This window comes from Pseudomonas sp. Q12-87 (genome assembly GCF_001269755.1).
In the GTDB taxonomy this organism is placed as follows: Bacteria; Pseudomonadota; Gammaproteobacteria; order Pseudomonadales; family Pseudomonadaceae; genus Aquipseudomonas; species Aquipseudomonas fluorescens_S.
Genome location: NZ_LHVI01000020.1, coordinates 113,338 through 139,101, shown reverse-complemented (window position 1 = coordinate 139,101; position 25,764 = coordinate 113,338). Strand labels below are relative to the sequence as shown.

The window sequence follows — 25,764 nt, the reverse complement described above, 5'->3', positions numbered from 1 at the left end:
AGGAGTCGATGATCTGGCGGATGGGTAAATCGCGATCGCGGGCAGGTTCAGCCAGGCGCATAAAAGGGGGCTACAGGTATCTCTCCACCAACAATGGAGATTTCCTCGAGCCGCGCACCTTTGCGCACCACGAACAAGGCATCCATCCCGCGTTCCTGCGCCAGACGGGTGCCTTCGGTTTCCCCCAGTACCATGAGCGCCGTCGCCCAGGCGTCGGCAAGCATGCAAGAGGCGGCCAATACGGTGACGGCTGCAAGCGAGTTGCGTAAGGGCGCGCCAGTACGTGGGTTCATGGTGTGGGCATAAGACTGACCCTGCACATCGACCCAATGCCGGTAGTCCCCGGACGTGGCGATGGCGGTATCGCTGAGCTCCATCACGCCCATGACCTCGCGTATACCCCGACAGGGTTTCTCGATGGCCACGGTCCAAGGCCGGGCGTCAGGTTTTTCGTGGCCGGCGCGCATTTCGCCGTCAATGCCCACGAGGTAGCGCATGATCCCAAAACTTTCCAGGCTGCGGGCCAGTTCATCGACAGCAAAGCCTTTGGCGATGCCGTTCAGGTCAAGGTTCAGCGGTGCCCGTTTGCGAACCTGTCGACGTTGTGAGTCCACTATCAGCGCTGTGTCGGTCGGCAGCGGAGTTCGCAGCGGCAATGCACTGAGTGTCGGCTGCGTGATGGTCAGTTCGCCGGGACCGAAGCCCCAGGCGCCTACCAGATCGCCCACGGCGATGTCGAAGGCGCCGCGCGATTGCTGACCGACCCGCAACGCGGTGGAGAGCACCATGGCCAGCTCTTCAGGCACGGATATCCATTCCTGCAAGGGCGCGTCGTTAAGGCGATTGAGGTCGGAACCGGGCTTCCAGATGGACATCTGCTGGTCCACCCGGGCCACTGCGCGCGCCAGGCTGTGGCTGATTGGGTCGGTGTCGAGTCCGGTTTCGGCGTAGAACAGGGCGGTGTAGCGAGTGCCCATGGTTTCGCCGTTCAGGCTGTATCGCTGCCATTCAGTACACGTCTTCACGATAGCGTCCTTGTGCCTTGAGGGTGAGCACATCAAGTTCGAGCGGTGCCAGTATTTCGTCCAGGGCCAGCATCACGCCTCTGCCCATTTCGCGGCCGCCGCATACCAACACCTGGGCGCCTTTTGCGATCAACCCGCGCAGGATCCGGGCATCGCTGATCAGCCGGTCTTGCACGTAGGAGCGGTCCTTGGCCCGGGAGAAGGCCGCATGCAATGCGGTGAGCCGATGGTCAGCCAAGTAGTGGTTGAGCTCGGACTCATAGAGAAAGTCCGAGGCAGGATTACGCCCGCCCCAATACAAATGCATGGGGTGATGGGCTTTGTTGTTGCGAATAAAACCAGCCAACGGACCTATGCCGGTCCCGGCGCCAATGAGGATCACCGGGTGAGCACTGGACACCGGACGAAACTGCGGGTTGGGCTGGATAAAGGCTTGGATCGGCGCACCGATGCGCAAGCCGTGGAGAAACTCCGAACACACGCCTCCCTTGTGCTTGCGTACACAAATCTCCAATACGCCGTCCCGCGAATGACTGGCCAGGGAATAGAATCGCGGAACGGGGTCGCCCGGAGGCAGGATGCCAACCAGGTCGCCCGCTTCAAAATCCGGCAGCCTCTGCGAAGCGGTGAAACGCAATACATGCGTGGGGGCATCCATCTGTTCGCCATAGGCAATGCGTTCGGCCAGCACCCATTGCTGGGTGTGTGGGTGCGGCGGGATGTGTGTCAACGCCAGGTTTTGCCCCAACACCTCGCTCAAGGCCTGACCCCAGTGTGTAAATGCCTGAGAAGACTGGCGATTGATCGTCCCCAGCCCCATCAACGGCGAACCCCCGGCCTGCAACAGGGCTGCGTGCACGTGATGGGCAAAGCCACAGAAGTGTGGAAACTGACGGTCGCCAAAGCCCAGCACGGCAAACGGCAGGCCGGGCTTCAAGCGGGCTTCGGCCAGCCGTGCCAGGAACTGTGAAGCCGAGGCTGGGGCATCGCCGTCACCGTGGGTCGCCGTGAGGATGAATAGGCGTTGAGCGTTGGGGTAGTCGTTGGCGTATTGATTCATCATCGCGCTATGCACGCGGTGGCCGACTTGGTGCAGAGCATCATGCAAGGCGTTGGCGAAGCCCCAAGTGCCGTTGGTCTCGGTGCCCACCAATATCACGGTGTCGGCCGATTGCGCCGGACTGTTATGACGGATGTTCGGACCGGCCTGTTGGCGACGGCGCCACATCAGGATGCCGGTGATGCTCATCAACGGCACGCAGAGGGCACAGAGGCCCAGCAATAGGCCCAACCACCAGAGCCCTTCACCGGTGTGCAACCGGTAGATCAATTCGTAAAGGTTTTGCATCGAGTCGTGGGCTTGATAGGACAGCAGGGTGCCGCTGACCGGATCCACGTAGCCGTCGCCCTGGGCCGTGCGCAGGGAAAACACGTCCTGAGGGTTATCGGGGCTGGGGTAGACGAGCTCGCGCAGGTTATTCAGATCAGTGTTTTGCAACGCTCGCAGGCTCGACACCGGCGACGCCGGGCCAGCGCTGATGTGATCGGGAAACGTAGGTTCGAGCTGACTGCCATCGGCGATAAATTCGAAGGTCGTGGCACACAGGTAGAGCCCGCTCAGGGCTGACAACATGAGCCCCAGCAAGGCCAGGCGACCCACTTCAGCGTGCCAGCGCTGGCTGAAGTTGCCGCGCAATGGCCGCAGCAGATTGCGCCAACCGCCCACTCGCCGCACCAGCAACAGCGCTCCAGACCCTGACAATATCAGCATGAACAGCGCGCCGATGCCCGAGATCCCGTGGCCCGGTGTGCCCAGCAACAGCGCGCGGTGCAGATCTTTTATCCAGCGAAAAAGGGCCGAGGGCACGTAGGGCGCCAGACTTTCACCCGTCAGTGGATCGACCTTTTCGGCCCCAGCCTGGCCGTCCTGATTGAAGTAGACGACAACGGTCCCTGACGCTGTGCGCTGGATCTGCTCCACGCCTGGAAAATGGCTCGCAACACGCCCGGCCAATTGGGCGACAGTGACTTGCCCGGTCGAAGTGCCGGTTGCGTTCAAGCGTTCCAGGGCCGGATCGACAGACAGTACTGCGCCGCTGATGGCTAACAACATCACCAGCAGGGCGGCGACCAGGCCGGGCAAGGAGTGGAGTTGGCGAAGCATGTTCAGCCTCCAGAAGTACAGGTGCTACAACGCGTAGGTAAAGGATTCGATGTAGGTATTGCCTGTCGCCGGTTTGCCTGCACCCGCCGAGGTCAGGGGCACGCTGACATCGGCACGGGCATCGCGCTTGTCTTCGACGGCGCTGTCGATGCGGATCTGATACCCGGCATCGATCAGGGTGTCCGCCAGCTCGACGCTGACCTTGAGGGTGTCGCCGCTGCCGACGCTGGCACCGCTGACGCCGTCGAACTCGCTCGGGTTCATCTTGCTTGCGCGGGCCCAGTCGGCCAGATGCTTGTAGTACTTGGCTTTCTTGCCGGCGACCCAAAGGGTTTTCTGATATTGGCCATTGGCGTCTGTGACATAGATCACCAGGTAGGCATCGTTTCCGCTGTAGCGTTTGAGCTGCGTGGTCAGGGTCACTTCACGTGCCTGGGCCAGTGTTGGCAGGGCGATGATGCCGGCGAGAAAGGTTGCAGCGATGATCTTCTTCATGGGGTGTCCTTTTGATCGTTGGGTCAAGAGCCTGGACTCGATTGCTGACAGCCAGCTGAACCCTGGCCGGCGTCATGCTCGTGCCGTTGCGCAGCGTCGTTGCTGGCAGACCTTATGGTGGATTCCTGACAACCACCTGAATCTTCAGATTCACGTCAGCCAGGGCGGGTAGGGTGCTGCACGATCACCCTCACAGGAGCTTGAAATGCGGGTTTTATTGGTTGAGGACGCGCCGGGGTTGGGAGAGGCGGTGCGCGAGCAGATTACCGAGGACGGCCATGCCGTCGATTGGGTGCAGCGGCTCGCTCATGCGCGCAATAGCGTGCGCGCGATCCCCTACGACCTGATACTGCTTGACCTGATGCTGCCCGACGGGCGCGGGTTGGATTTCTTGCGCCAGCAGCGCCGCGCAGGAGACGCAACGCCGGTGATCATCCTGACCGCCCAGGACCAGATATCCGACCGTATTGCCGGCCTGAATGCTGGCGCCGATGACTATTTGGTCAAGCCCTTCGATTTGTTCGAGCTTTCGGCTCGGGTGGCGGCAGTGGCCCGTCGTTACAGCGGCAACCCCAACCCGCAGATCAGGCTCGGTGAACTGCAGCTCGATATCAGCGCACGTACGGTGCAGGTGGCCGGCGTTTGCGTCGACCTTACCGCGCGGGAATGGGCGCTGTTGGAGGCCTTCATCCAGCGCCCCGGTGCGCTCCTGTCCAAGGCGCAGCTTGAAGAGCGGCTGTACGCCTTTGGCGCCGAGATCGAGAGCAACACCATTGAGGTCTATATCAGCCGGATGCGCAAGAAGCTCGGTCGCGACCTCATCGAAACCGTGCGTGGCATGGGCTACCGATTGGTGTCGCCATGAAGCGCTCGTTCAGCCTGCAAAAACGTCTCGGCCTGGGACTTACGCTGGGCATGACTCTGCTTTGGCTGGCAGCGACGGCCGGCGCTTGGCGGGGATTGCAACATGAGTTGGACGAGGCGTTTGACAGTGCCCTTGAAGAAACCGCCCAGCGCATGTTGCCCCTGGCTGTGCTAGGCCTCGGCAATCGGACGGAGCCGGGCCAGATGCAACAGGTAGTGAGCTTGACGACGCACAAGGCATACCTGACGTACCAGGTGCGTGATGCCGGCGGCAGGGTCCTGATGCAGTCCTACGATGCCAACCCGAAGATATTCAGCGAACAGCCCTTCGAGGGCTTTTCCAGCACTGGAAAGTACCGCTTATACGGCGCCAGTACGCAAGACCAGACGCTGTTCATCGAAGTCGCCGAGCCCTTGCACCATCGCCGCGAGGCCGCACAGGAAGCCTTGTGGGCCTTGTTGTCGCCCTTATGGCTGTTGATTCCCGTCAGCCTGCTGGGCACCTGGGCATTGGTGCGCCTCAGCCTGCGCAGCGTGCGGGCTTATCGCGGCGCCTTGGAGGCCCGTGGCGCAGGTGATTTATCGCCGATCAGCGTGACACGCCTGCCCTCGGAAATCGATCCGCTGGCCGACGCGGTCAATCACTTGCTGGAACGCATGCGCAAGGCCCTCGACGCCGAACGCAGCTTCACCGCCAACAGCGCACATGAGTTGCGCACGCCGTTGGCCGCGACGTTGGCGCAAGTCCAGCGCCTACACCATGAAGCCCCCGAAGGTCCGTTGCGGTTGCGTGTGCAAAAGATTGAAAGTGCATTGCGCGAGTTAGCACGCCTGTCGGAAAAACTCATGCAGCTGGCCAAGGCCGAGGGGGGCGGGCTTTTATCACAAACGCCCCAGGATCTTATCCCCTCGTTGGCACATGTGGTGGACGAGTGGCAGCACAGCAGCGCTCGCCGGATCGACTTGCAACTTCCGGCGCAGGCCTGCGTTTATTCGAGCATTGACCCAGACGCATTCGGCATTCTGTTGCGCAATTTGATTGAGAACGCGCTCAAATACGGAGCGACGGATCAACCCATCCAAATCATCCTTGACGACCAAGCGCTGCTGCGCGTGATTAACGGCGGCCCGACCGTGCCAGAAGCCGTGTTGCACCATTTGACCGAGCGTTTTGTGCGCGGTGAGAGCCGAATCGGTGGTGCTGGGCTGGGGCTGGCGATTGCCAAGGCGATCGTGCAAGGAATCAACGGCAGAATGTCCCTGATGTCACCCGCCGATGGCCGGCAAGACGGCTTCGAAGTCCGCATCTGGCTTCCGCTTGCACGTGTCGAAAGCTGACTGCAGCACGGTTCCCGAGCGTTTTTGCTAGCCGATGTCGAGCGCGGTCCTTAACTGCGAAGGGCTCCGTTCGTCAGCCACACCTGCTTTCCAATCTTGACAACCCGCAGGGGGAGGGCAAATACTCGCCCCAAGATTCATATAGATGACTACATAACAAGGTGAATAAGGTCGATGAACGCGCTTTCCAGTGATGTCCGCCTGCCGCTATATCAACGCCTGCGCGACCATTTGGCCGAGCAGATCGCCAACAATCGCTGGCGGCCGGGGGAGGCGATTCCTACCGAGGCTGCGTTGTCAGCGGAGTACCAGCTGTCCACCGGCACGGTGCGCAAGGCGATCGACGCGTTGGTCAGCGAAGGCGTGCTGGAGCGCCAGCAGGGTCGAGGCACTTTCATTCGTCGGCCGCAGTTTCAATCCTCGCTGTTCCGTTTCTTCCGGTTTCAATCCGCCTCGGGAGAGCGCCGGGTGCCGGAAAGTCGAATTTTATCCATCGAACCGGTGCCTGCGCCCTCGGCTGTCGCCCAGGCGTTGGGCCTGCCGGTCGATGCGCCGGTGATCCGTCTCGTTCGTGTGCGGCTGCTGGACGAGGAGCCGGTACTCGCCGAAGAAATCTGGCTGCCGCGCAGCCGGTTCCAAGCACTGCTTGAAATCGACCTGAATCAAAAAGGGCCATTGCTTTACCCCATCTACGAAGAAATCTGCGCTCAGGTGGTGGCCTACGCCGAGGAAACCCTCACCGCTGAGTCGGTGAACGAGGTCCACGCGCGGCTGCTGCACGTACCGGTCAACAGCCCGGTGGTGGTGATCGAGCGGCTGGCGAGGGATTACGCCGGCAATCCGCTGGAATGGCGACGCTCTCGCGGGCATGCCGAGCATTTCCGCTACAGCGTGGAAATCCGTTGAACCTGCCGGTTTAGCGGACACCGGCGGCGAGTCGGTCGCCGTTGTCGTTTTCGTTTTGTTTGCCAAGCCTTGCCCCGTAGCGGCGCGGTTCGCTCTCGGCTGCCTATCGTTCCACTTATAAGGATAAGAACCATGTTCAGTTGGTATCGCCAAGTCACAGCGCGTGAGCGCAAAACGTTTTGGGCCTGTTTCGGCGGTTGGTCGCTGGACGCCCTCGAAGTACAGATGTTCGGCCTTGCGATTCCGGCGCTGATCGCTGCTTTCGCCTTGACCAAGGGCGACGCGGGGCTGATCAGCGGCGTGACGCTGGTGACTTCAGCCATTGGCGGCTGGGTCGGCGGCACGCTGTCGGACCGCTACGGGCGGGTGCGCACGTTGCAATGGATGATCGTGTGGTTTTCCGTCTTCACCTTCTTGTCGGCGTTCGTCACGGGTTTTCACCAGCTATTGATGGTCAAGGCCCTGCAAGGGTTCGGCATTGGCGGGGAATGGGCCGCCGGTGCGGTGCTGATGGCCGAAACCATCAATCCCAAGTACCGCGGCAAGGTCATGGGCACAGTGCAAAGTGCCTGGGCGGTGGGCTGGGGCCTGGCGGTGGGCGTCTTCACCCTGATCTACTCCTTCGTCCCGCAGGACATGGCCTGGCGGGTGATGTTCGTCGTCGGCCTGCTGCCGTCGTTCCTGATCATTTGGGTGCGGCGCAATGTCGAGGAGCCGGACAGCTTCCAGCGCCTGCAAAAGGACAAGGCCATCCCGCAGAATTTCTTCAAGTCCCTGGGCGGTATCTTTCGTCCCGAACTGATCCGTGTGACCTTGTTCGGCGGATTGCTGGGGCTGGGCGCGCACGGTGGTTATCACGCGGTGATGACGTGGCTGCCGACCTTCCTCAAGACCGAACGCAACCTGTCGGTGCTCAATTCCGGTGGTTACCTTGCGGTCATCATCTTGGCGTTCTGGTGCGGTTGCGTGGTCAGCGGCCTGTTGATCGACCGCATTGGCCGGCGCAAGAACATCGTGCTGTTCGCGCTGTGCTGTGTCGTCACGGTGCAGTGCTACGTGTTCCTGCCGCTGAGCAATACCCAGATGCTGTTCCTAGGGTTCCCGCTGGGCTTTTTCGCGGCGGGCATTCCGGCGAGCCTCGGGGCCTTGTTCAACGAGTTGTACCCGGCCGATGTACGCGGCGCCGGCGTGGGGTTCTGCTACAACTTCGGCCGGGTGCTCTCGGCAGTGTTCCCGTTCCTGGTCGGGCACATGAGCGATTCAATGTCGTTGGGCTCGGCCATTGGCATCGATGCCGGGATCGCCTATGGCGTGGCGGTGATTGCGGCGCTGTGTTTGCCGGAAACCCGGGGCCGCAATCTGGATGCATCGAACCCATCGCAGCCAGCCCCGGCCTTGGACAACCAGGGCGCGCGAGCCTGACGACCTCTACCTTCGATAGATGAAACCCATGCCTGATAACCGTTTCACGCCGATCACCGGCATCGATTCACATGCCCACGTGTTCAGTCGCCAGCTGACCCTGGCGACGGCGCGGCGCTATACCCCGGGTTATGACGCCACGCTCGAACAGTACCTGGGCCACTTGCACGCCCACGGCCTGAGCCATGGCGTATTGGTACAACCCAGTTTTCTCGGCACCGACAACCGCTATTTGCTGGACGCGCTACGGCAGGCGCCGCAGCGGTTGCGCGCAGTCGTGGTGCTGGAACGGGATGCCAGCGCTGCCGAAATGGGCGATATGGCCCGGCTGGGCGTAGTCGGCGTTCGCTTGAACCTGATGGGCCAAGCCTTGCCTGACTTTAGCGCCACTGCCTGGAGAAGCTTCTTTGGCCGCATTGCCGAGCTGGACTGGCATGTCGAGTTACATGCCCCCATGGCGGACCTGCCAATACTGTTGCGGCAGTTGATACCGTTCGGCGTCAAGTTGGTGATCGATCACTTCGGTCGTCCGGATGCGCGTCTGGGCCTTGATCAGCCGGGCTTTGCCGAGTTGATCGAGTGGGGACCTGGCGGGCAGGTCTGGGTCAAGGTGTCGGGCATTTATCGATTGGCCGCCACCGACCAGCAGAACCTCGAATTTGCCCGCGCCTCGTTGTCGTTGCTGGAGCAGAGCTTCGGTCCGCGGCGCCTGGTATGGGGCAGTGACTGGCCCCACACGCAGCATGAGCAGGACGTCGATTTCGCAACGGTCGCTGGGCAGTTGCAAGCGTTGCAGTGTTCGCCCTCGCTCATGCACGCGTTGACGGTGCAAGCGCCCCGGGAACTCTTCGGGTTCTGAGTGGCAAAGACAGTAATATCAAGTTCGCTGAACTAGGGCCGTCAATAAGGATCTAGAGTCCATTACCGTGCTGTAGAAATATCCATGCCTATCGGCGGCTCGGGTAGGCAGCACGGGAAGCAAGGGCGTTGCAGCCAGGCGGTTTGAGGATGACAGATGTCGAATATTGAAGAGCTACCCAGGGAAGGGCTTGCACCCAGCGAGTATGAGAGCCTGATCGCCATGGGAACGGACGCGCTCGATGCGATTCCCGGTGCGGTGTATCTCTGTGATCGCGACGGGTGGCTCGTCAGGTACAACCACGAGGCGACCGAGTTGTGGGGAAGGGCGCCGGTACTGGGCGAAAACGGTGACCGCTTCTGCGGCTCCCATCGTCTTTTCTCGCTCGAAGGAACGCCCCTGGCGCATGACCATGGCCCGATGGCTTGTGCCCTCGCTGCAGGCGTTGCGGCGCGCAATCAGGAAGCCATCGTCCAGCGTCCGGATGGCTCGCGGTTCGTGGCGCTGATGAATATCCGCGCGTTGCGAGACCGGCGAGGCATCATCCAAGGGGCAATCAACTGCTTCCAGGACGTCTCGGCGCATCACGCCATGGCCGATGAGCTTCGGCGCAAGAGTGCCGACCTCGAGGACTTTTTCGAAAACAGTGCCGTGGGCCTTCATATTGTGAGTGGCGAGGGCATTATCCTGCGCGCCAACAAGGCCGAACTGGCGCTCCTGGGTTACTCGGCGGACGAGTACATTGGTCGTCACATTACCGAGTTTCATGTCGATGAGCCGGTGATCGGCGACATCCTCACCCGATTGCAGAGCGGTGACCGTCTGGAGGGCTATCCGGCGCGCCTGAAGGCCAAGGACGGTTCGATCAGGCATGTAACGATCACCTCGAATGGGCGTTTTGCCGACGGCAAGCTTTTCAACACGCGTTGCTTTACCGTCGATATGACCTGCGTCCATGCCGCCGAAGTCGCGCGACAGGAGAGTGACGACCGGCTTTCGGCGACCTACGAAGCGGCCACGATCGGCATTGCCGAGGCCGACATCGACGGTCGCCTGTTGCGCGTCAACGACGCCCTTTGCAAGATGCTGGGCCGCTCGCGTGAAGAGCTCCTGTCGATGACCTTCCTCGACTATACCCATCCCGAGAGCGCAGCCCAGGACGCGGCGCTGTACGCGCGTCAGGTGGCGGGGGAATTCGACAATTACGAGCTTCGCAAACGCGCCTTGAAACCTGATGGTGAAGTCCTGTCTCTCGACATCCACAGCTCTTCGGTCCGGGACGCAGGCGGTAAGTTTCGTTACGGCGTGCGCGTGTTGCAGGACGTCACGCTGGCGCGGCGCATGGAGAACCAGGTCCGCGAGAGTGAACGGCACATGCGCAACCTTCTCGAGGCGCTGCCGGCGGCGGTGTATACCACCGACGCCGAGGGCCGCATCACGTTCTACAATCGCGCCGCTGTCGAGCTGTCGGGTAGAACGCCGCAGTTGGGCGACATGTGGTGCGTGACCTGGAAGCTGTTCAATACCGACGGCACTGCGTTGCCGCATGACCAATGCCCCATGGCGGTGGCCTTGAAGGAGAACCGGCCGATACGCGGCGTCGAGGCCATTGCCGAGCGGCCGGACGGTACCCGCGTACCGTTCGCCCCGTACCCCACGCCGTTGCACGACGCCGATGGCAACCTGGTGGGCGCGATCAACATGCTGGTGGACATCACCGAGCGAAAGCAGGCGGAGAACCGGCAGAAGACGTTGATCGACGAGCTCAATCATCGGGTCAAGAACACCCTTGCCACGGTGCAGTCGCTGGCCGCCCAGACGGCGCGCAATGCAGCGGATGCAAAAGATGGTTATCGGCGATTCGAAGCCAGGCTGCTGGCGCTGTCCCGGGCCCACGACCTGTTGACCAAGCGGCATTGGGGAAGTACACCCCTGGACAACTTGGCCCAAGAGGTGTTGATGCCGGTCTTCGGGGCCGAGCCCGACCGTGTCGTGTTCGAGGGGCCTTCCATTGATGTTGGCACGCGTGTGGCGCTCAACCTCACGATGACGCTCAACGAGTTGGCGATCAACGCACTCAAGTACGGCGCCATGTCAGTCGAGACGGGGACGCTGTCGGTCGCTTGGCGCGTGCAATCTCAACCGAACGGCACGCTGTTGAACCTGGACTGGCAGGAGCAGGGCGGGCCACCCGTCTCCGAGCCGGAGCGGGAAGGGTTGGGTTCTCGCTTGATGAAGCGCTGCATCGAGCGCGACCTGGGTGGGGAATTCGACCTCAACTTCTCCCCGCAGGGGCTTCGCTGCCGCCTGTCATTCATGATCGGAGCGTCCGGGGCATGACCCCATTCGCGGGGACCCGGGTGCTCGTTGTCGAGGATGAAGGCGCGATCGCCTTGTTGATCGAGGACATGCTGGAAGAGTTCGGATGCCGGGTGGTGGCGTCCGTTGCCCGACTCGCCCCGGCTTGTGAAATGGCCAGGACGGTGATGGTTGACCTGGCCATCCTGGACGTCAACCTGGCCGGCGAGCGGGTGTTCCCGGTGGCCGATATTCTGCGCAGTCGCCATATCCCCTTTCTTTTCAGCACAGGCTACGGCGCCAGCGGCGTACCGCCCGAGTACGCGGGTTGCCCGGTCTTGCACAAGCCGTATTCCGAACGCGAACTGCAGCAGACAATCGCCGTTGCGCTGGCCGGTGGCTCGCGATAGCGGCCTGCCAATCCTCGTCACAGAAGTTGGGCCGGTGTGTTTTGTGCCTTTGGACTGTGCTACACCTCTTACCGACCGATGCTTGCTCACCGGCAGGCGATCTTTCTAAAACCTTTGACGGAGTAATCATGAGTCTCCACGGTCATTACGATCCGCAGAACATTTTTGCGTTGATCCTTCGCGGCGAGGCGCCGTGCTACCAGATTTACGAGGACGCCGATGTGTTGGCGTTCCTGGATCTCTTTCCCCAATCGCGCGGTCATGTCCTGGTCATTCCCAAAGCGTCCCAGGCGCGCAATATCCTTGAAGTCGAGCCGACGGTCCTGGGGGCGATGATGTCCGCCGTGCAGCGGCTGACGCGCATCATCGTCGAGGAGTTGCAGCCGGACGGTGTCCAGGTCGCGCAGTTCAATGGCGCGGTGGCCGGGCAAACGGTCTATCACATCCACATGCACATCATTCCGCGCTGGGAAGGCGAGGTGCCTGGTGTGCATGGCAGGGGCAAGGCGGATCCAGAAGAACTTGCAGCGCTCCAGGCGCGCCTGGTCGAGCGCATTCGCGCAGGGGCCTGACGCAGGGCCGCATGAAGGGCACGGTTGGCGCGCGTTGGATCAGCTGCCGTGCCCCTGACTATTGCGGATCAGCTCATACGCCCGGCGCACCAGCGGATTGAGCGTGTTCGGCCGGATCCACAAGTGATAGGTCACGTCCGGTAATCGCGGCAAGCCATCGTTCTCGCCCAGTACGCGCATGTCCGGGCCGAGCATCTCCATGCTTCGCGGCGTGACCCCCAGGCCGGCGCGCGTGGCGGCCTTGATGCCGATCAGGTTCGACGCCAGGTACGCCTGGCGCCACGGGATATTCGCGCGCTCAAGGGCCTCCAGGGCATAGCGCCGATAAATACTCGGTTCGTCCACCAGGATCAGCGGCAAAGGCTCGCCAGGGTTGTGAATGTACTGGGCCGAGCAGATCCACCACACCGGCGACGTACGCAAGGCAAAGCCTTCCAGGCTCGGGTCCTGGCGGGTGGAAATGATCATGTCGACCTTGCCTCGGTGCAGGTCGTCCATCAGGAACGGGCTGCGGCCCACATCGATTTCCAGGCGCAGGCGCGGGGCCGAACGGGCGATATGGCTGAGAATCGGCGGCAGAATGGTGTCGGCGATATCATGGGGCGAGCCGATGCGCAGCACGCCGCTCAGGCTGCTTTCGCGCAGGGAACCGAGAATGTCATCGTTGAGCGACAGCATCTGCCGGGCGTGGCGCAGCAATTGCTGGCCGGCTTCCGTGAGCTGTTTCTGTCGCCCGCGTTTTTCGAACAGGCTCACGCCCACCTGTTGTTCCAGCCGTTGCATGTGCTGGGTCACCGATGATTGTGTACGGGAAAGCTGCGCGCCAGCTTCGGCAAAGCTGTGGTGATCGACCACGGCGATGAACGTGCGCAGTAACTCGAGATCCAGGGTCGACATAGGCGGTCATATCAAGGGAACAAAGATAAACATTACATAGTTTTATGGATTCAGTGGAAGCTCTTTACGAAAGTTTGGCTCGGGCGCAGCAAATACAGCCATATAAGCGAATGGCCTAAACGCGCAACCGTGTGAGTTATAACGATATGAGATATTTGCATTTCCGTTGCGTCCACGCTGTACCTAGCATGCCCACTCATCAGGTCGGGGTACGCCGATCATCCATGAGGGGAATTCCATGTTGCTCGAGCGCTCACCCGTAAAACGATTGCTGCCTGTCATGTTGGGCGCCTTGATCTCGCTATCGGCCGTCAACATCGCGCGTGCCGATGCCACCCTGGACAAGATCGAGCAGCGCCATGAGTTGGTGGTCGGTGTGCTGCTCTCGGGCGGACCCTTCGGCGGCATCGATCCCGCGACCCAGAAACCTCGCGGCTTGAACGTTGACCTCGCTGAAGAACTCGGTCGGCAGCTGGGCGCCACGGTGCAACTGGTGCCGGTATTGCCCGCCAACCGCGTGCAATTCCTGCAACAAGGCAAAGTCGATCTGCTGGTTGCCAACATGGAATGGACAGCGGAGCGCGGCGACATCCTAGGGTTCGTGCCCACGCCGTTCTACCGCGTCGGTGGCACGGCGGCCGTGCTCAAGGACAGCAAGATCCGTCGTTGGGAGGACCTGAAGGGCCAACCGGTGTGCACCTCCCAGGGCAGCAGCTACATCAAGCCGCTCACCGAGCTGGGCGCAGAGATCAAGGCTTTCAAGAGCTCCTCGGAATCGCTATTGGCCCTGCGGGGCAACAACTGCGTCGCGGCGGTGCATGACGCCACCCTTATCAATCCGTTGATTGCCGAGAACGCCGAATGGCAGGGCTACCGCGCCCTCAATCCGGAGCTGAACCCTGCGCCTTCGGTGATCTGGACCCGCAAGGGCGAAAGCGATACCCAGGCCCGACTCGACCCGATCATCAAGCAATTGCACCGCAGCGGCTGGCTGATCGAAGCACAGACCCGCAACCGCATCACCCCCGCGTCACCGGCCCTGGTGGAATTGCAGAAGCAGTTCCAGGCCAACGGCGCCTGACCGCCGTCGCACTGTCCACCGTCCTCAACGACCGTCGCTCAAGGTACGCCACGCATGACTGCATTTTTTTCCGTTAGAACCCTGGCCTCGTGGTGCCTGGCAGGCGCCGCCGTTTGCGCTGCCAGCCTGGCCCAGGCCGATGCAACGCTGGACAAGATCGAACAGCGCCACGCCATCAGCGTCGGGGTGATGCTCAGTGGTGCGCCATTCGGCACGATCGACCCCAAGAGCGGCGAACACCTGGGCTACAACGTCGAGTTGGCCAAGGGCATCGGCCAGGCGCTGGGGGTCGAGACGCAAACGGTGTCGGTGCTGGCGCCGAACCGTGTGCAATTTCTTCAGCAGGGCAAGGTCGACATCCTGATCGCCAACATGCAGTTCACCGAGGAGCGCGGCGAGATCCTCGATTACGTGCCGACGCCTTATGAAGAAGTGGGCGGGGCTGCGTTGATCCGCAAGGGCGCCGGCATCACCCAGTGGGCCGATCTCAAGGACAAACCGGTCTGTGTGTCCCAGGGCAGCAACTTCATCAAGCCGTTGCAGGAAACCTACGGCGCGCAGATCAAGGCGTTTCGCAGTCAGTCCGAATCGCTGTTGTCGCTGCGCGGCAATGGCTGCGTGGCAGCGGTGCACGTGAGCCCGACGATGCACGCCTTGCTGAGCGAAGCCGAATGGCAGGGCTTTGAAGTGCCGCTGCCGGGGGATTTGATTCCGTCCAATTCAGTGATCTGGCTGCGCAAGGGCGAGCACGACACCCAGGCCAAACTCGACGCCATCGTGCGCGATTGGCATCGCAGCGGCTGGCTGCTCGAGTTGGGCGAGCGCACCGGCATGGCGCCGTCCCAGGCCTTGCGTGATTTGCATGAGCAATACCGCAACGCAGCGCCGCTGGCCGCTCAGCCATGAGCCAATCGTTGTGGGCGACCCTGCAAGCATTGCTTGGCGCCGACCATGTGCAGAGCAGCGAGGATGCTGCGCCGTACCTGACCGACAAGCAGGGCCGTTATGTCGGACACGTGCTCGCCGCCGTGCACCCGGGCACAACCGAAGAAGTCGCGGCAGTGGTCCGCGCCTGTGCGGCGCAAAGTACGCCGATCGTGGTGCAGGGCGGTAACACCGGATTGATGGGCGGCGCCACCCCGGACGCCAGCGGCCGCGCCGTATTGCTGCTGCTCGATCGGATGAATCGCGTGCGTGCGGTGGACACCGACAACGACACCCTGACCGTCGAGGCCGGTTGCATCCTGCACACAGTCCAGGAAGTGGCCCGTGAAGCCGGTCGCCTGTTCCCCTTGAGCCTCGGCGCCGAAGGCAGCTGCACCCTCGGCGGCAACCTGGGCACCAACGCCGGCGGCACCGCCGTGCTGCGCTATGGCAATGCCCGTGAGCTGACCCTGGGCCTGGAGGTGGTCACCGCCCAAGGCGAGATATGGAACGGCCTGCGGGGTTTGCGCAAGGACAATACCGGCTACGACCTGCGGGACCTGTTCATTGGCAGCGAAGGCACGTTGGGCATTATCACGGCGGCGACCCTGAAACTCTTTCCGCAGCCCCGGGCCCAAGTCACGGCATTGCTGGCTTTCGACTCGTTGGAACAGGCCGTGGCTTTGCTGTCCCATGCCCGCAGCGGTTTCGGCGCCAACCTGACCGCGTTCGAGTTGCTCAGTGCCGAGTGCCTGGCGTTGTTGCGCGAGCAGTTCCCTGAAGGGCCGCGACCTTTTCTCGGCGCGCGCCAGCCGTGGTTCGCGCTGCTGGAACTGTCGGATAACCACAGTGAGGGGCATGCGCGGGAAACCTTCGAACAGGTCCTGGGCGAAGCCTTCGAGCAAGCCCTGCTGGCCGATGCGCTGATCGCCGAAAGCCTGGCCCAGAGCCAAGCGTTCTGGCAGTTGCGCGAGAACATGAGCGAGGCGCAAAAGCGTGCCGGTCGGAACATGAAACACGACATTTCGGTACCGATTTCCCAGGTCGTGGCGTTCGTTACCCATACCGATGCGCTGTTGCAGCAGCATTACCCGGGGGTGCGGTTCTACACCTTCGGTCATCTGGGCGACGGCAACCTGCATTACAACGTCGCCCATCCGCTGGACGCCACGGTGGACGCACACATGGCGAATTACGCCGCACTCAGCCAACAGGTACATGACAGTGCCCACGCCCACGGCGGTTCGATCAGTGCCGAGCATGGCATCGGCCAGCGCAAGGTGGGCGTGCTGGGGCGCTATAAAAGCGAAGTGGAGCTGGACCTGATGCGCCGCATCAAGCAAGCCTTGGACCCGCACAACGTGCTCAACCCGGGCAAGGTCCTGCAAGGAGGCCAGCCATGACGCTTCGTCTGTCCAAGCGCGTGCAACGCGTCTCGCTGTCAGCCAATGCCGCCGCCAAATCCCGTGCCATGGCCTTGCGGGATGCCGGCCGTGCGATCCTCGACCTGACCACCGGCGAGCCGGATTTCGACACCCCCGACCACATCAAGCAGGCTGCCTACGCCGCCATTGCCGCCGGGGCTACCAAGTACACCCCGACGCCGGGCGTGAAGGCGTTGCGCACCGCGATACAACGCAAGCTCGGCCAGGAGAATCGCCTGGACTATCCGCTGGAATCCATCGTGATTGCCAACGGCGCCAAGCAGATCATTTTCAATGCCTTCGCCGCGACGCTCGATGACGGTGACGAGGTGCTGGTGCCCGCACCGTATTGGCCGTCCTTTCCGGACAGCGTGCGCATCAATGGCGGTGAGCCGGTATTCATCGAATGCGGGCTGGAGCAAGGCTGCAAGCTGACGCCGCAGGCGCTTGAGCCACACATCGGCGAGCGCACCCGCTGGTTGATCCTCAACGGCCCCGGCAACCCCAGCGGCGCGGTGTACAGCGAGGCCGAGCTTCGCGCTCTAGCCGAGGTGCTTCGGCGCCATCGGCAGGTGCTGGTCCTGCTGGACGAGCTCTACGAACACATCCGCTTCGATGGCTCCCAGGCCTTCAGTCTGCTCAATGTCGCGCCGGATTTGCAGCCACGCTGCCTGCTGGTGGGCGGAGTCTCCAAGACCTACGCCATGACCGGCTGGCGCATTGGCTTCGGTGCCGGGCCGCAGACGTTGGTCGAGGCCATGACCGTGGTGCAATCGCAATCCACCTCCGGCGCTTCTTCGGTCGGGCAAGCTGCCGCGTTGGCAGCGTTCGAGGGTGGCTTGGATTTTCTGTCGGCGCAGGTCGCCGCCTACCGTCAGCGCCGGGACGTGTTGGTGGAGGCCTTGAGCCGTGTCGATGGGCTGCAAGTGCTTGAGCCCCAAGGCGGCTTTTTTGTTTTCGTGCGCTGTGCCGGGTTGCTCGGGCGCTACCGCCCGGACGGCCAGCGACTGGACACCGATGGGGATGTTGTCGCGTATCTGCTCGAAGAAGGCGTCGCGGGTGTGGCGGGCAGCGCCTATGGCTTGTCGCCGTGGTTTCGCCTGTCGATTGCCACGGCCACCGAGACCGTTCGTGAGGCCGGGCACCGTATTGCTCACGCCTGCGCTCAACTGAGGGGCGAGCCATGAGTCATGGGTTGCAATGGTTCGTCCAATGGAGCGCCGGACTCGGCCTGAACTACAGCTTTTTGCTCGATGCCTATCAGCGCGGGACCCTGGAGCAGGGCGCGTTGACCACATTGCTGCTGTGCCTGTTGACCATCGTCGGCAGCCTGCTGGCAGGTGTCGGCCTGGCGGCGATGCTGACCTCGGGCACGCCCTGGTTGGCGAAGCCCGCCCGAGTATTCGTCGAAGTCACCCGCAACACGCCGACCCTGGTGCAGCTGTATTGCGCATTCCTGGTACTGAACATGCTCCTGACCCAGGCGGTAGGCGCGGCCAACCCGCTGACGCCGTTTGCCTGGGTGGTGATCGTGATCTCGCTGCACAAGGGCGCGTTCCACGCCGAAGCCTTGCGTGCCGGCATCGAGGCCGTCCCCGCGGTAACCCTGGAGGCGGCCAGCTCGTTGGCATTCAGCCGTCGCCAGTTGCTGTGGAACGTGCAGCTGCCGCTGGCCCTGCGGTTCGCCTTGCCGGCGCTGATCAACAATCTCATTGATCTGGTGAAGATGACCGCCGTGGCCTCGGCCATTGCCGTGGGGGACATCACCTACGCCGCCATCATGATCTGGACCCAGAGCGATAACGTGCTGGAACTGATGATCCTGATCCTGTCGTTTTTCGGCCTGTTGAGTTTCATCGTCAATTGCGTGGGGCGCTTCCTGGAAGCGCGCCTGAGGATGCCCGGTTATGGCCATTGAATCTTCCGTGGGCGCGCCGCTGGCCTGGCCGCGCCGGCATATCGGCAAATTGCTGTTGCTGGCCGCCGCGCTGCTCTGGCTGCTGTACATCGCCCCGCAAAGCCCGGTGCTCAAGGCCTTGTTGCAATGGAGTCCGGCGCTGATCGCCGGGTTCGGCCAGAACGTTCTCATCAGCCTGCTGGCCATCGGGCTGGGTTCGGTGGCTGGCGTGCTGGTGGGCGCCATGGTCCTGTCGCCCCTGCGCCTGTTGCGTTTGCCGGCGCGGATCTGGGTGCAGGTTTTCCGCAACGCGCCCTGGCTGGTGCTGATTTATTTCACCACCTATGTGTTCCCGTTCGAGATCCGTATCGGCAGCGGCTATGTCTCGTTCCCGGACTGGGTCAAGGTCACGCTCGGGCTGGCACTGCCGGCCAGCGCCAATGTCGCGGAAATCTTCCGTGGCGCCATTGCGTCGATCCCCAGCACCCAATGGGAAGCCGCGCGCTCCCTGGCGTTTACCCGCGGGCAGATCTTCCGCTCGATCATCCTGCCGCAGTGCTTCAAGCGCATGTTACCGCCCTGGATGAACCTTTACGCGGTCATCACCATGGGCACCGCATTGGCCTCACTGGTGGGCGTGCACGACGTGATCGACACCGCGCAGATCGCCAGCAACACGGTGAACCTGACGGGCTTCACGGTGGTGATCTACCTGAGTCTGCTGGTGCTGTTCTTTGCCTACTGCTATCCGATCTCCCGCCTCACCCAGCATTTGGAGCGACGCTATGCCTTCTACTGAAACCGTCGCCGAACCTTTGGTCAGCCTGCGCGACCTGCATTTGTCGTTTGGCAGCAACCCGGTGCTCAAGGGCATCGACCTGGACGTCCACCGTGGCCAGGCTGTGTCGATCATCGGCCCGTCCGGCTCGGGCAAGTCGACGATCCTGCGCTGCATCACCGGCCTGTTGCAGCCCCAGCGCGGCAGCATTCGCGTCGGCGCAACCGAGGTCCACACCCTGACCCAGGAAGCCCAGCGCATCGAACTGCGCAAGCGCGTGGGGTTTGTGTTCCAGCAATACAACCTGTTCCCGCATTTGTCGGTGCTGGAGAACCTGGTCATCGCGCCGCGCAAGGTCCTGGGGCGTAACCGCAGCGACGCCGAGAGAGACGCCCGCGCCTTGTTGGCCAAGGTGCGCATGGAGCACAAGGCCGACGCTTATCCGGGCCAGCTCTCGGGCGGTCAGCAGCAGCGGGTGGCGATTGCCCGGGCGCTGGCGATGCGCCCGGAGCTGATCCTGTTCGATGAGGTGACCTCGGCCCTGGATCCGGAAACCGTCGGCGAGGTGCTCACGGTGATCCGCGAGCTGACCGAAGAGGGCATGACCTGCGTGCTGGTGACCCACGAAATGCGTTTCGCCGAAGAAATCAGCGACATCGTCTATTTCACCGAGAACGGGGTGATCGTCGAGCATGGCAGTGCCGCGCGGATTTTCCAGCACCCGGCCAGTGAGCGCACCCGAGAATTCTTGCGGCATGCGCTGGGCGACCCTGGCCGTCGGCCGCCCATCGCCAACGACCCCTACCTGCTGACCAACCTGAGTCGCTACAGCCTGTCCGTCTGACTTTCCAGCCTGAACAATGGAGCCTGCCCCATGAGTACGTTTAGCCGTCCCGATGTCATCGAAGATTTCCTGCAGAAGGTACGCGTGATTCATCAACGTGGCGTCGACCGCGCCGCCCTGGTGGAAATCGTTGCGCTGTTGGAGGCCCTCGCCGAGCGCCGCGACCTGTTCAATTTCGACGCCTTCCCGCCGCCAGTGGCGGGGCAGGGCAGCACCGCGTTCCGCTACCGCCTCAATGACGACGGCGACACCCCGACGCTGTACGTGAACTCGCTGTTGCCGGGCAAAAGCACGATCGCGCACAACCACGAGACCTGGGCGATCATCAGTGCCGTCGAGGGCCAGGAAATCAACTACGTCTACCAGCGTGACGACGAAGGTCGCGAGCCTGGGTACACCACCTTGCGCCTGGAAAAGGAAGTGGTGGTGCAGCCCGGCACGTCCATCGCGTTCCTCGGCGAAGACCTGCATGGCATCCGCGTGGCTGGCGAGCAACCAACCCTGCACTTTCACCTCTATGGCTTGCCGCTGGAGTCGCTCAATGGCCGTTACGGCGTCGAAGCCGACGGGCGCATTCTCAACTACAACGCTTCGCAGATGGCGCCGTCGATCAAGGCCTATGCCCACTGACGCCACCTCACGTTTGTGCCATTTCATTTTTCCAGCGGGACTTCCATGAGCCAGACCATAACGCCCGGGCAATTGCAGCAGTGGTTGTTCGACGGGCAAGAAATCGCCCTGTTTGATGTGCGCGAGCACGGCCAGTACGGCGAAGCCCACCTGTTTTTCGGGGTGAACCTGCCTTACAGCCGTCTGGAGCTGGAGGCCCTTCGCCTGGCGCCAAACCTCCAGGTTCGGTTGGTGATTTATGACCAGGATGGCGGCGGCCTGGCTGAGCGCGCGGTCCTGCGCCTGGAAGCGCTGGGGTATGCCAGCGTGCACAGCCTGGCCGGTGGCGCGCAGGGTTGGCAGGCGGCCGGTCATCAGCTGTTCGCCGGTGTGCATGTACCGTCCAAGGCGTTTGGCGAGAAGGTCGAGGAGGCCCGGCACACACCGCATGTCACTGCCCGCCAACTGGCCCAATGGCAAGCCCGGGGCGAACCGCTGGTGATCCTCGACGGCCGACCGTTCGAGGAGTACCGCAAGATGACCATTCCCGGTTCGATCTGCTGCCCCAACGGCGAGCTGGGTTATCGCGTGCACGACCTGGTGCCGAACGAGCAGACGCCCATCGTGGTGAACTGCGCCGGTCGAACCCGCAGCATCATCGGCGCCCAGACGCTGATCGACCTGGGGCTGAAGAACCCGGTCTATGCCCTGGAAAACGGCACGCAGGGCTGGTATTTGGAAGACTTCCAGCTGGAGCATGGCAGCGACCGTCGGTACGCCGATGAAGTGTCGCAAAGCAGCCTGCCGACGCAGCGCCTCGCGGCAGCGCGTTTGGCTGAGCGCGCCGGTGCGCCGACTGTTGCGGCAGCGCAGGTCGAACAGTGGGCGAGGGAGGCGCGGCGCAGCCTGTTCCTCTGTGATGTGCGCACCGCCGAGGAATTCGTCGCCGGCACGTTGCCGGGGGCGCAACACACGCCGGGTGGGCAGCTGATTCAGTCCACCGATCTTTACATCGGTGTGCGCCAGGCCCGCGTGGTGCTGTTTGACAATGACGGTGTACGGGCACCGATCATCGCCGGCTGGCTGCGGCAGTTGGGGCATGAAGCCTATGCATTGGCGCAAGGCGTGGACAGTGGCCTGGCGTTGCCGGCTGCGAAGCTCGTCTTGCCTGAAGCGCTGCCCCTGATCAGCGCCCAGGCCTTGGCCGATGCGCTGAAGGATGATGCGGTTGCATTGATCGACCTGCGTCCGAGCATGGCCTACCGCAAAGCTCATATAGCAGGGGCTCGCTGGTCGATCCGACCGCTGTTGGCTCGTGCCCTGGCAGGTGAGCGACGTCCCGTGGTGCTGGTGGCGGACGATCCCCGGCTGGCCGCATTGGCCGCGCTGGAATGGCCCGAGGCGTCGTTCAGCGTGCTGGACGGCGGATTTGATGCCTGGCGTGGGGCAGGGTTCGCGGTGCGGGAAGGGGCTGGCACGCTGGCGGACGAACAATGCATCGACTTCCTGTTCTTCACCCATGATCGCCACGCGGGAAACAAGGATGCAGCGCGACAGTATCTGGCCTGGGAGATCGGCTTGCTGGCGCAGATGAACGACGACGAAATCGCCAGCCTCAAGCCCTTGCATCCGCCCCATCGCAAGCCTGCCGGCGAGCGAGTCCGCACCCGCCTGGTCCATGGGGCGCGGCCCGAGAACGGCAACGGCGCGCGGTCAGTCAATGTATCGGTCAGCCGTCTGAGCACGGTGCTGTTCGACAACCTGGCGCAAATGCGCGACGCCCGCTCACGGCGCGACAGCGAGCGAGTGCTGACCTATGGTGCGCGGGGTAATCCCACCGCGTTTGCCCTGGAAGATCTGGTCACTGAATTGGAGGGCGGCTACCGCACCCGCTTGTTCGGCACGGGGCTGGCGGCGGTGGCACAAACGTTCCTGGCCTATTTGCGCCCCGGCGACCACGTGTTGATTACCGATGCGGTGTATTCGCCGGTACGGCGCCTGGCGCGGGACTTTCTCGAAGCCTTCGGCATCGAAGTCAGCTACTTCGCCCCCGATGGCAGCGACTTGCCCGGGCGACTGCAAGCCAACACCAAAATGGTCTACACCGAAGTCCCCGGTTCGTTGCTCTACGAACTCTGCGACCTGCCGGCCATCGCCGCCCTCTGCAAGCCGCGCGGCATCCTGTTGGCGGCGGACAATACCTGGGGATCGGGTGTGCTGTACCGGCCACTGGAGTTGGGCGCGGACATCTCGATCATGGCATTGACCAAATACCTCAGCGGCCACAGCGACGTGGTCATGGGCAGCGTCTGTACCCGCCAGCAAGCCTGGCCGGCCTTGGCGGCCATGAGCGACACCTTCGGCAGCACGGTGAGCCCGGACGACGCCTACCTGGTACTGCGCGGCGCCCGTACGCTGTTGCCACGCTTGGATTTACACGAGCGCCAGGCATTGGAAGTCGCCCAATGGCTACAGGCGCAACCGCAGGTGAAGCGGGTGTTTCATCCGGCGTTGCCCGAGCATCCCGGCCATGCGCTGTGGCAGCGGGATTTCAAAGGCAGTAACGGATTGCTGTCCTTCGAGCTTCGCGAAGCCGACGATGCATACCTCGAGCGCTTCATCGATGCGTTGCAGCTGTTTGGGTTGGGGGCTTCCTGGGGCGGCTATGAAAGCCTGGTGACCGTCGCCGAGACCAGGGATCGCGACAGGACCGAGGACCGGGCGTTAAATCCTGTGGTGCGGCTGCATATCGGCTTGGAGGATGTCGACGCGTTGGTTGAGGACCTGCACAATGGGTTCGCGGTGGCTGACGCGGCCCCTTAATGCGCAACTGAGCCGTCGCCACCGCGAGCAGGCTTGCTCCCGCAGATTGTTTGCTCCGCTATTGCAGCGGCACATACACATCGGTCTGCCATTGATCCTGCGGCGTCTCGGGATACACGCTCAGGTAATGGAAGAACAGCGGCTGGTCCCGCAGTTCTTCTCCACTGGCAGGCAGCCAATCGCGGTAGACCGGATAGATCGTTTCGCCGATGTGATCCGGTGACCCCGCATGTCGCACCACGGCGTAGCGACCGCCAGCAATGATGCGTTCATGCACGCCGGACGCATTTGGCGCCACGGCCTCATGAATCTCGCCACAGATGGCGAAGCGAAACGCATGCGCCGGTGTTGTATCGGGGTTGTTGAACGGAATGCCAAAGGTCCGGCTCGATACCACCGGCGACTGTCCGCTGTGCATGCGCCACTCGACAAACTTGCGCACGCTTTCATTGACGAGCCCGGTGGGCCCGCAATGCTCAAGGGCAGCGACCCTGACTTCAGGGAATTGCACGATTCGTACTTGCATGATGATCGTCCTGGAAAAATGAGGGATGGCGAACACCGCATTCCAGACCTGCCAGTTCGGTTCCTTGCGAAACGCACTCGGCGTCATGCCAAACGCCCGCCTGAACGCCCTGGAAAAGGCCTCGGGACTTTCAAAACCGGCATCGGACGCAGCGTCCAGTATCGAATGGTCAGCGAGCGCAGCGAGGCGATGTGCCGCCCGTCGTAGCCGCATCAGCTGCACATAACGGGAGACTGGCACGCCGACGAACCCGGTGAACTGTCGGTGGAAGTGAAAGGCCGAAAAATTCGCCACTTGGCTCAACGCCTTTACCGACAGGTCGCCTTCGAGGTTGTCATCGATATAGGCGAGCACAGCGTCGAAGCGTTTGGTGTAAGCAGAGTGGGTCGGCATGTCAGGCACTGGTAAAGGCTCTTGGAGGTACGGTCGGCAATAGAGTCGACTATACCGGCATGGACGCGCCTAGCCGGGTTTGCTCAAGATTGATTTTTCCCGCCCGGCAGTATCGCTGCCCGTACTATCGCTTCAGTCAACCCGCATCCCACTGGCCTTCTCGAACACGTGCAACTGCTCGCAACGCCCCTGTAACGTCACCTGGTCGCCCAATGCCAGGCTGTCGCGCCGTGACAGTGAGGCCATCACCTGGGCCCCGCATGAATGCCCGTAGACATGGCTGTCGGCGCCGGTTGGCTCGATCAGTTCCACGCCCAGTGGCAGCGAGAACGTTGCGCCTTCCAGCGCCGCCAGGGTCACATGCTCGGGTCGGATGCCGACCACCACCGGCGTCGAGGGCAGCCGATCGATGTGCCGGCCGAGGGCGATCCTGTGGCCACCGACCCGCACGAACGACAGCGTACCTTCATGCTCCAGCGCACCCTCGATCAGGTTCATCGCCGGAGAGCCAATGAAGGTCGCGACGAAGAGGTTGACGGGACGGTCGTAGACCTCGATGGGCGCGCCGACTTGTTCGATGCGCCCGGCGTTCATCACCACGATGAGGTCGGACATGGTCATGGCCTCCATCTGATCGTGGGTCACGTAGATAGCAGTCGTGCCGAGCCGGCGTTGCAGCGTGCGGATTTCAATGCGCATCTGCACCCGCAGCTTGGCGTCGAGGTTGGACAGCGGTTCGTCGAACAGAAACACCTGGGGCTGGCGCACGATGGCCCGGCCCATGGCGACGCGCTGGCGCTGGCCGCCCGACAAGGCCTTGGGGTAGCGCTCCAGGTACGGCGTGAGGCCGAGCAGGGCGGCGGTTTCCCGCACGGCCTTGTCGATGCGTTCGGGCGACTCCTTGCGCAGATGCAGGCTGAAGCCCATGTTCTGCGCCACCGTCATGTGCGGATACAGCGCGTAGTTCTGGAACACCATGGCGATGTCCCGGTCCTTGGGCGAGAGGGTGTTGATGACTTTGCCATTGAGCTCAATGGTCCCGGCACTGACGGTTTCCAGTCCGGCGATCATTCGCAGCAGCGTTGATTTGCCGCAGCCGGACGCCCCGACCAACGAGACGAACTGACCGTCGGCGATGGCCAGGTCGATGCCGTGCAGCACCGCAATCGCGCCGTAGTTTTTTTGCAATTGTTGAATGTTGACCGTTGCCATTGG

23 protein-coding genes are annotated in these 25,764 nt (G+C 62.6%); 17 read left to right on the top strand and 6 right to left on the bottom strand.

The genetic code is table 11. The features are described from left to right. Positions 1 to 47 precede the first annotated feature (47 nt). From AD663_RS14245 to AD663_RS14235, 3 genes are read right to left on the bottom strand one after another with little or no spacing between them, the layout of a single operon-like run. Positions 48 to 1,058, bottom strand: coding sequence for an FAD:protein FMN transferase (locus tag AD663_RS14245; protein WP_050551574.1), 1,011 nt, complete (start codon positions 1,056 to 1,058; stop codon positions 48 to 50). Then, positions 1,009 to 3,189, bottom strand: a complete 2,181-nt coding sequence (locus AD663_RS14240; RefSeq protein ID WP_053213983.1) for a PepSY domain-containing protein — start codon at positions 3,187 to 3,189, stop codon at positions 1,009 to 1,011. The genes AD663_RS14245 and AD663_RS14240 overlap by 50 nt, the downstream gene beginning before the upstream one ends. A gap of 24 nt (positions 3,190 to 3,213) precedes the next feature. Beyond that, complete coding sequence (locus AD663_RS14235; protein ID WP_003181971.1) at positions 3,214 to 3,684, bottom strand: DUF2271 domain-containing protein; 471 nt, start codon at positions 3,682 to 3,684, stop codon at positions 3,214 to 3,216. A gap of 205 nt (positions 3,685 to 3,889) precedes the next feature. Between AD663_RS14235 and AD663_RS14230 the strand changes: the two genes are divergently transcribed. The 8 genes from AD663_RS14230 (at position 3,890) to AD663_RS14195 (ending at position 12,353) form a co-directional block, all read left to right on the top strand. Continuing rightward, positions 3,890 to 4,549, top strand: coding sequence for a response regulator transcription factor (locus AD663_RS14230; RefSeq protein WP_003181969.1), 660 nt, complete (start codon positions 3,890 to 3,892; stop codon positions 4,547 to 4,549). Continuing rightward, positions 4,546 to 5,886 (top strand): ATP-binding protein, encoded by a 1,341-nt coding sequence (locus AD663_RS14225; RefSeq protein WP_003181966.1) that lies wholly within the window; start codon positions 4,546 to 4,548, stop codon positions 5,884 to 5,886. The genes AD663_RS14230 and AD663_RS14225 overlap by 4 nt, the downstream gene beginning before the upstream one ends. Before the next feature lie 174 nt (positions 5,887 to 6,060). After that, positions 6,061 to 6,792, top strand: coding sequence for a GntR family transcriptional regulator (locus AD663_RS14220; RefSeq protein WP_003181964.1), 732 nt, complete (start codon positions 6,061 to 6,063; stop codon positions 6,790 to 6,792). Between the two features lie 132 nt (positions 6,793 to 6,924). Beyond that, positions 6,925 to 8,214, top strand: coding sequence for an MFS transporter (locus tag AD663_RS14215; protein ID WP_053213982.1), 1,290 nt, complete (start codon positions 6,925 to 6,927; stop codon positions 8,212 to 8,214). A gap of 28 nt (positions 8,215 to 8,242) precedes the next feature. Continuing rightward, positions 8,243 to 9,073: an amidohydrolase gene (locus AD663_RS14210; RefSeq protein WP_053213981.1), complete on the top strand. Its 831-nt coding sequence runs from the start codon at positions 8,243 to 8,245 to the stop codon at positions 9,071 to 9,073. A gap of 156 nt (positions 9,074 to 9,229) precedes the next feature. Beyond that, positions 9,230 to 11,413, top strand: coding sequence for a PAS domain S-box protein (locus AD663_RS14205; RefSeq protein WP_003181960.1), 2,184 nt, complete (start codon positions 9,230 to 9,232; stop codon positions 11,411 to 11,413). After that, positions 11,410 to 11,781, top strand: a complete 372-nt coding sequence (locus tag AD663_RS14200; RefSeq protein WP_003181958.1) for a response regulator — start codon at positions 11,410 to 11,412, stop codon at positions 11,779 to 11,781. The genes AD663_RS14205 and AD663_RS14200 overlap by 4 nt, the downstream gene beginning before the upstream one ends. 128 nt (positions 11,782 to 11,909) lie before the next feature. Beyond that, positions 11,910 to 12,353 (top strand): HIT family protein, encoded by a 444-nt coding sequence (locus AD663_RS14195; RefSeq protein ID WP_053213980.1) that lies wholly within the window; start codon positions 11,910 to 11,912, stop codon positions 12,351 to 12,353. Between the two features lie 39 nt (positions 12,354 to 12,392). On the opposite strand, the gene AD663_RS14190 is transcribed toward AD663_RS14195, so the two are convergent. Further along, positions 12,393 to 13,250, bottom strand: a complete 858-nt coding sequence (locus AD663_RS14190; protein WP_003181954.1) for a LysR substrate-binding domain-containing protein — start codon at positions 13,248 to 13,250, stop codon at positions 12,393 to 12,395. Positions 13,251 to 13,488: 238 nt separating this feature from the next. On the opposite strand from AD663_RS14190, the gene AD663_RS14185 reads away from it, so the two are divergent. Genes AD663_RS14185 through metC form a run of 9 tightly spaced genes read left to right on the top strand, consistent with a single transcriptional unit; the run spans position 13,489 to position 23,630 of the window. Beyond that, the gene (locus tag AD663_RS14185) at positions 13,489 to 14,331 is read left to right on the top strand and encodes a transporter substrate-binding domain-containing protein (protein ID WP_053213979.1); all 843 of its coding nucleotides are present in this window, start codon (positions 13,489 to 13,491) and stop codon (positions 14,329 to 14,331) included. Between the two features lie 54 nt (positions 14,332 to 14,385). Beyond that, a complete protein-coding gene (locus AD663_RS14180; RefSeq protein WP_053213978.1) occupies positions 14,386 to 15,237 on the top strand; it encodes a transporter substrate-binding domain-containing protein in 852 nt (283 codons plus the stop codon). Next, positions 15,234 to 16,658, top strand: a complete 1,425-nt coding sequence (locus tag AD663_RS14175; protein ID WP_053213977.1) for an FAD-binding oxidoreductase — start codon at positions 15,234 to 15,236, stop codon at positions 16,656 to 16,658. The genes AD663_RS14180 and AD663_RS14175 overlap by 4 nt, the downstream gene beginning before the upstream one ends. After that, positions 16,655 to 17,866 carry an aminotransferase class I/II-fold pyridoxal phosphate-dependent enzyme gene (locus AD663_RS14170; RefSeq protein WP_053213976.1) on the top strand — a complete coding sequence of 404 codons (1,212 nt, stop codon included), beginning with the start codon at positions 16,655 to 16,657 and terminating at the stop codon, positions 17,864 to 17,866. The genes AD663_RS14175 and AD663_RS14170 overlap by 4 nt, the downstream gene beginning before the upstream one ends. Continuing rightward, a complete protein-coding gene (locus AD663_RS14165; RefSeq protein ID WP_003181949.1) occupies positions 17,863 to 18,597 on the top strand; it encodes an amino acid ABC transporter permease in 735 nt (244 codons plus the stop codon). Before AD663_RS14170 ends, AD663_RS14165 begins: the two co-directional genes overlap by 4 nt. Further along, positions 18,587 to 19,375 (top strand): amino acid ABC transporter permease, encoded by a 789-nt coding sequence (locus AD663_RS14160; protein ID WP_003181948.1) that lies wholly within the window; start codon positions 18,587 to 18,589, stop codon positions 19,373 to 19,375. Before AD663_RS14165 ends, AD663_RS14160 begins: the two co-directional genes overlap by 11 nt. After that, complete coding sequence (locus AD663_RS14155) at positions 19,362 to 20,198, top strand: amino acid ABC transporter ATP-binding protein (protein ID WP_003181947.1); 837 nt, start codon at positions 19,362 to 19,364, stop codon at positions 20,196 to 20,198. The genes AD663_RS14160 and AD663_RS14155 overlap by 14 nt, the downstream gene beginning before the upstream one ends. A 30-nt stretch (positions 20,199 to 20,228) precedes the next feature. Next, positions 20,229 to 20,828, top strand: coding sequence for a hypothetical protein (locus tag AD663_RS14150; RefSeq protein WP_003181946.1), 600 nt, complete (start codon positions 20,229 to 20,231; stop codon positions 20,826 to 20,828). 45 nt (positions 20,829 to 20,873) lie between these two features. Beyond that, positions 20,874 to 23,630 carry a cystathionine beta-lyase gene (metC, locus tag AD663_RS14145; protein ID WP_053213975.1) on the top strand — a complete coding sequence of 919 codons (2,757 nt, stop codon included), beginning with the start codon at positions 20,874 to 20,876 and terminating at the stop codon, positions 23,628 to 23,630. Between the two features lie 58 nt (positions 23,631 to 23,688). On the opposite strand, the gene AD663_RS14140 is transcribed toward metC, so the two are convergent. Continuing rightward, complete coding sequence (locus AD663_RS14140) at positions 23,689 to 24,558, bottom strand: GyrI-like domain-containing protein (RefSeq protein ID WP_003181944.1); 870 nt, start codon at positions 24,556 to 24,558, stop codon at positions 23,689 to 23,691. 123 nt (positions 24,559 to 24,681) lie between these two features. Next, positions 24,682 to 25,761 carry an ABC transporter ATP-binding protein gene (locus AD663_RS14135; RefSeq protein WP_053213974.1) on the bottom strand — a complete coding sequence of 360 codons (1,080 nt, stop codon included), beginning with the start codon at positions 25,759 to 25,761 and terminating at the stop codon, positions 24,682 to 24,684. Positions 25,762 to 25,764 lie beyond the last annotated feature (3 nt).

Coding starts and splice junctions, on each gene's coding strand:
- AD663_RS14245 (WP_050551574.1), bottom strand. CDS start 1,058: ATGTGCTCACCCTCAAGGCACAAGGACGCTATCGTGAAGACGTGTACT.
- AD663_RS14240 (WP_053213983.1), bottom strand. CDS start 3,189: ATGCTTCGCCAACTCCACTCCTTGCCCGGCCTGGTCGCCGCCCTGCTG.
- AD663_RS14235 (WP_003181971.1), bottom strand. CDS start 3,684: ATGAAGAAGATCATCGCTGCAACCTTTCTCGCCGGCATCATCGCCCTG.
- AD663_RS14230 (WP_003181969.1), top strand. CDS start 3,890: ATGCGGGTTTTATTGGTTGAGGACGCGCCGGGGTTGGGAGAGGCGGTG.
- AD663_RS14225 (WP_003181966.1), top strand. CDS start 4,546: ATGAAGCGCTCGTTCAGCCTGCAAAAACGTCTCGGCCTGGGACTTACG.
- AD663_RS14220 (WP_003181964.1), top strand. CDS start 6,061: ATGAACGCGCTTTCCAGTGATGTCCGCCTGCCGCTATATCAACGCCTG.
- AD663_RS14215 (WP_053213982.1), top strand. CDS start 6,925: ATGTTCAGTTGGTATCGCCAAGTCACAGCGCGTGAGCGCAAAACGTTT.
- AD663_RS14210 (WP_053213981.1), top strand. CDS start 8,243: ATGCCTGATAACCGTTTCACGCCGATCACCGGCATCGATTCACATGCC.
- AD663_RS14205 (WP_003181960.1), top strand. CDS start 9,230: ATGTCGAATATTGAAGAGCTACCCAGGGAAGGGCTTGCACCCAGCGAG.
- AD663_RS14200 (WP_003181958.1), top strand. CDS start 11,410: ATGACCCCATTCGCGGGGACCCGGGTGCTCGTTGTCGAGGATGAAGGC.
- AD663_RS14195 (WP_053213980.1), top strand. CDS start 11,910: ATGAGTCTCCACGGTCATTACGATCCGCAGAACATTTTTGCGTTGATC.
- AD663_RS14190 (WP_003181954.1), bottom strand. CDS start 13,250: ATGTCGACCCTGGATCTCGAGTTACTGCGCACGTTCATCGCCGTGGTC.
- AD663_RS14185 (WP_053213979.1), top strand. CDS start 13,489: ATGTTGCTCGAGCGCTCACCCGTAAAACGATTGCTGCCTGTCATGTTG.
- AD663_RS14180 (WP_053213978.1), top strand. CDS start 14,386: ATGACTGCATTTTTTTCCGTTAGAACCCTGGCCTCGTGGTGCCTGGCA.
- AD663_RS14175 (WP_053213977.1), top strand. CDS start 15,234: ATGAGCCAATCGTTGTGGGCGACCCTGCAAGCATTGCTTGGCGCCGAC.
- AD663_RS14170 (WP_053213976.1), top strand. CDS start 16,655: ATGACGCTTCGTCTGTCCAAGCGCGTGCAACGCGTCTCGCTGTCAGCC.
- AD663_RS14165 (WP_003181949.1), top strand. CDS start 17,863: ATGAGTCATGGGTTGCAATGGTTCGTCCAATGGAGCGCCGGACTCGGC.
- AD663_RS14160 (WP_003181948.1), top strand. CDS start 18,587: ATGGCCATTGAATCTTCCGTGGGCGCGCCGCTGGCCTGGCCGCGCCGG.
- AD663_RS14155 (WP_003181947.1), top strand. CDS start 19,362: ATGCCTTCTACTGAAACCGTCGCCGAACCTTTGGTCAGCCTGCGCGAC.
- AD663_RS14150 (WP_003181946.1), top strand. CDS start 20,229: ATGAGTACGTTTAGCCGTCCCGATGTCATCGAAGATTTCCTGCAGAAG.
- metC (WP_053213975.1), top strand. CDS start 20,874: ATGAGCCAGACCATAACGCCCGGGCAATTGCAGCAGTGGTTGTTCGAC.
- AD663_RS14135 (WP_053213974.1), bottom strand. CDS start 25,761: ATGGCAACGGTCAACATTCAACAATTGCAAAAAAACTACGGCGCGATT.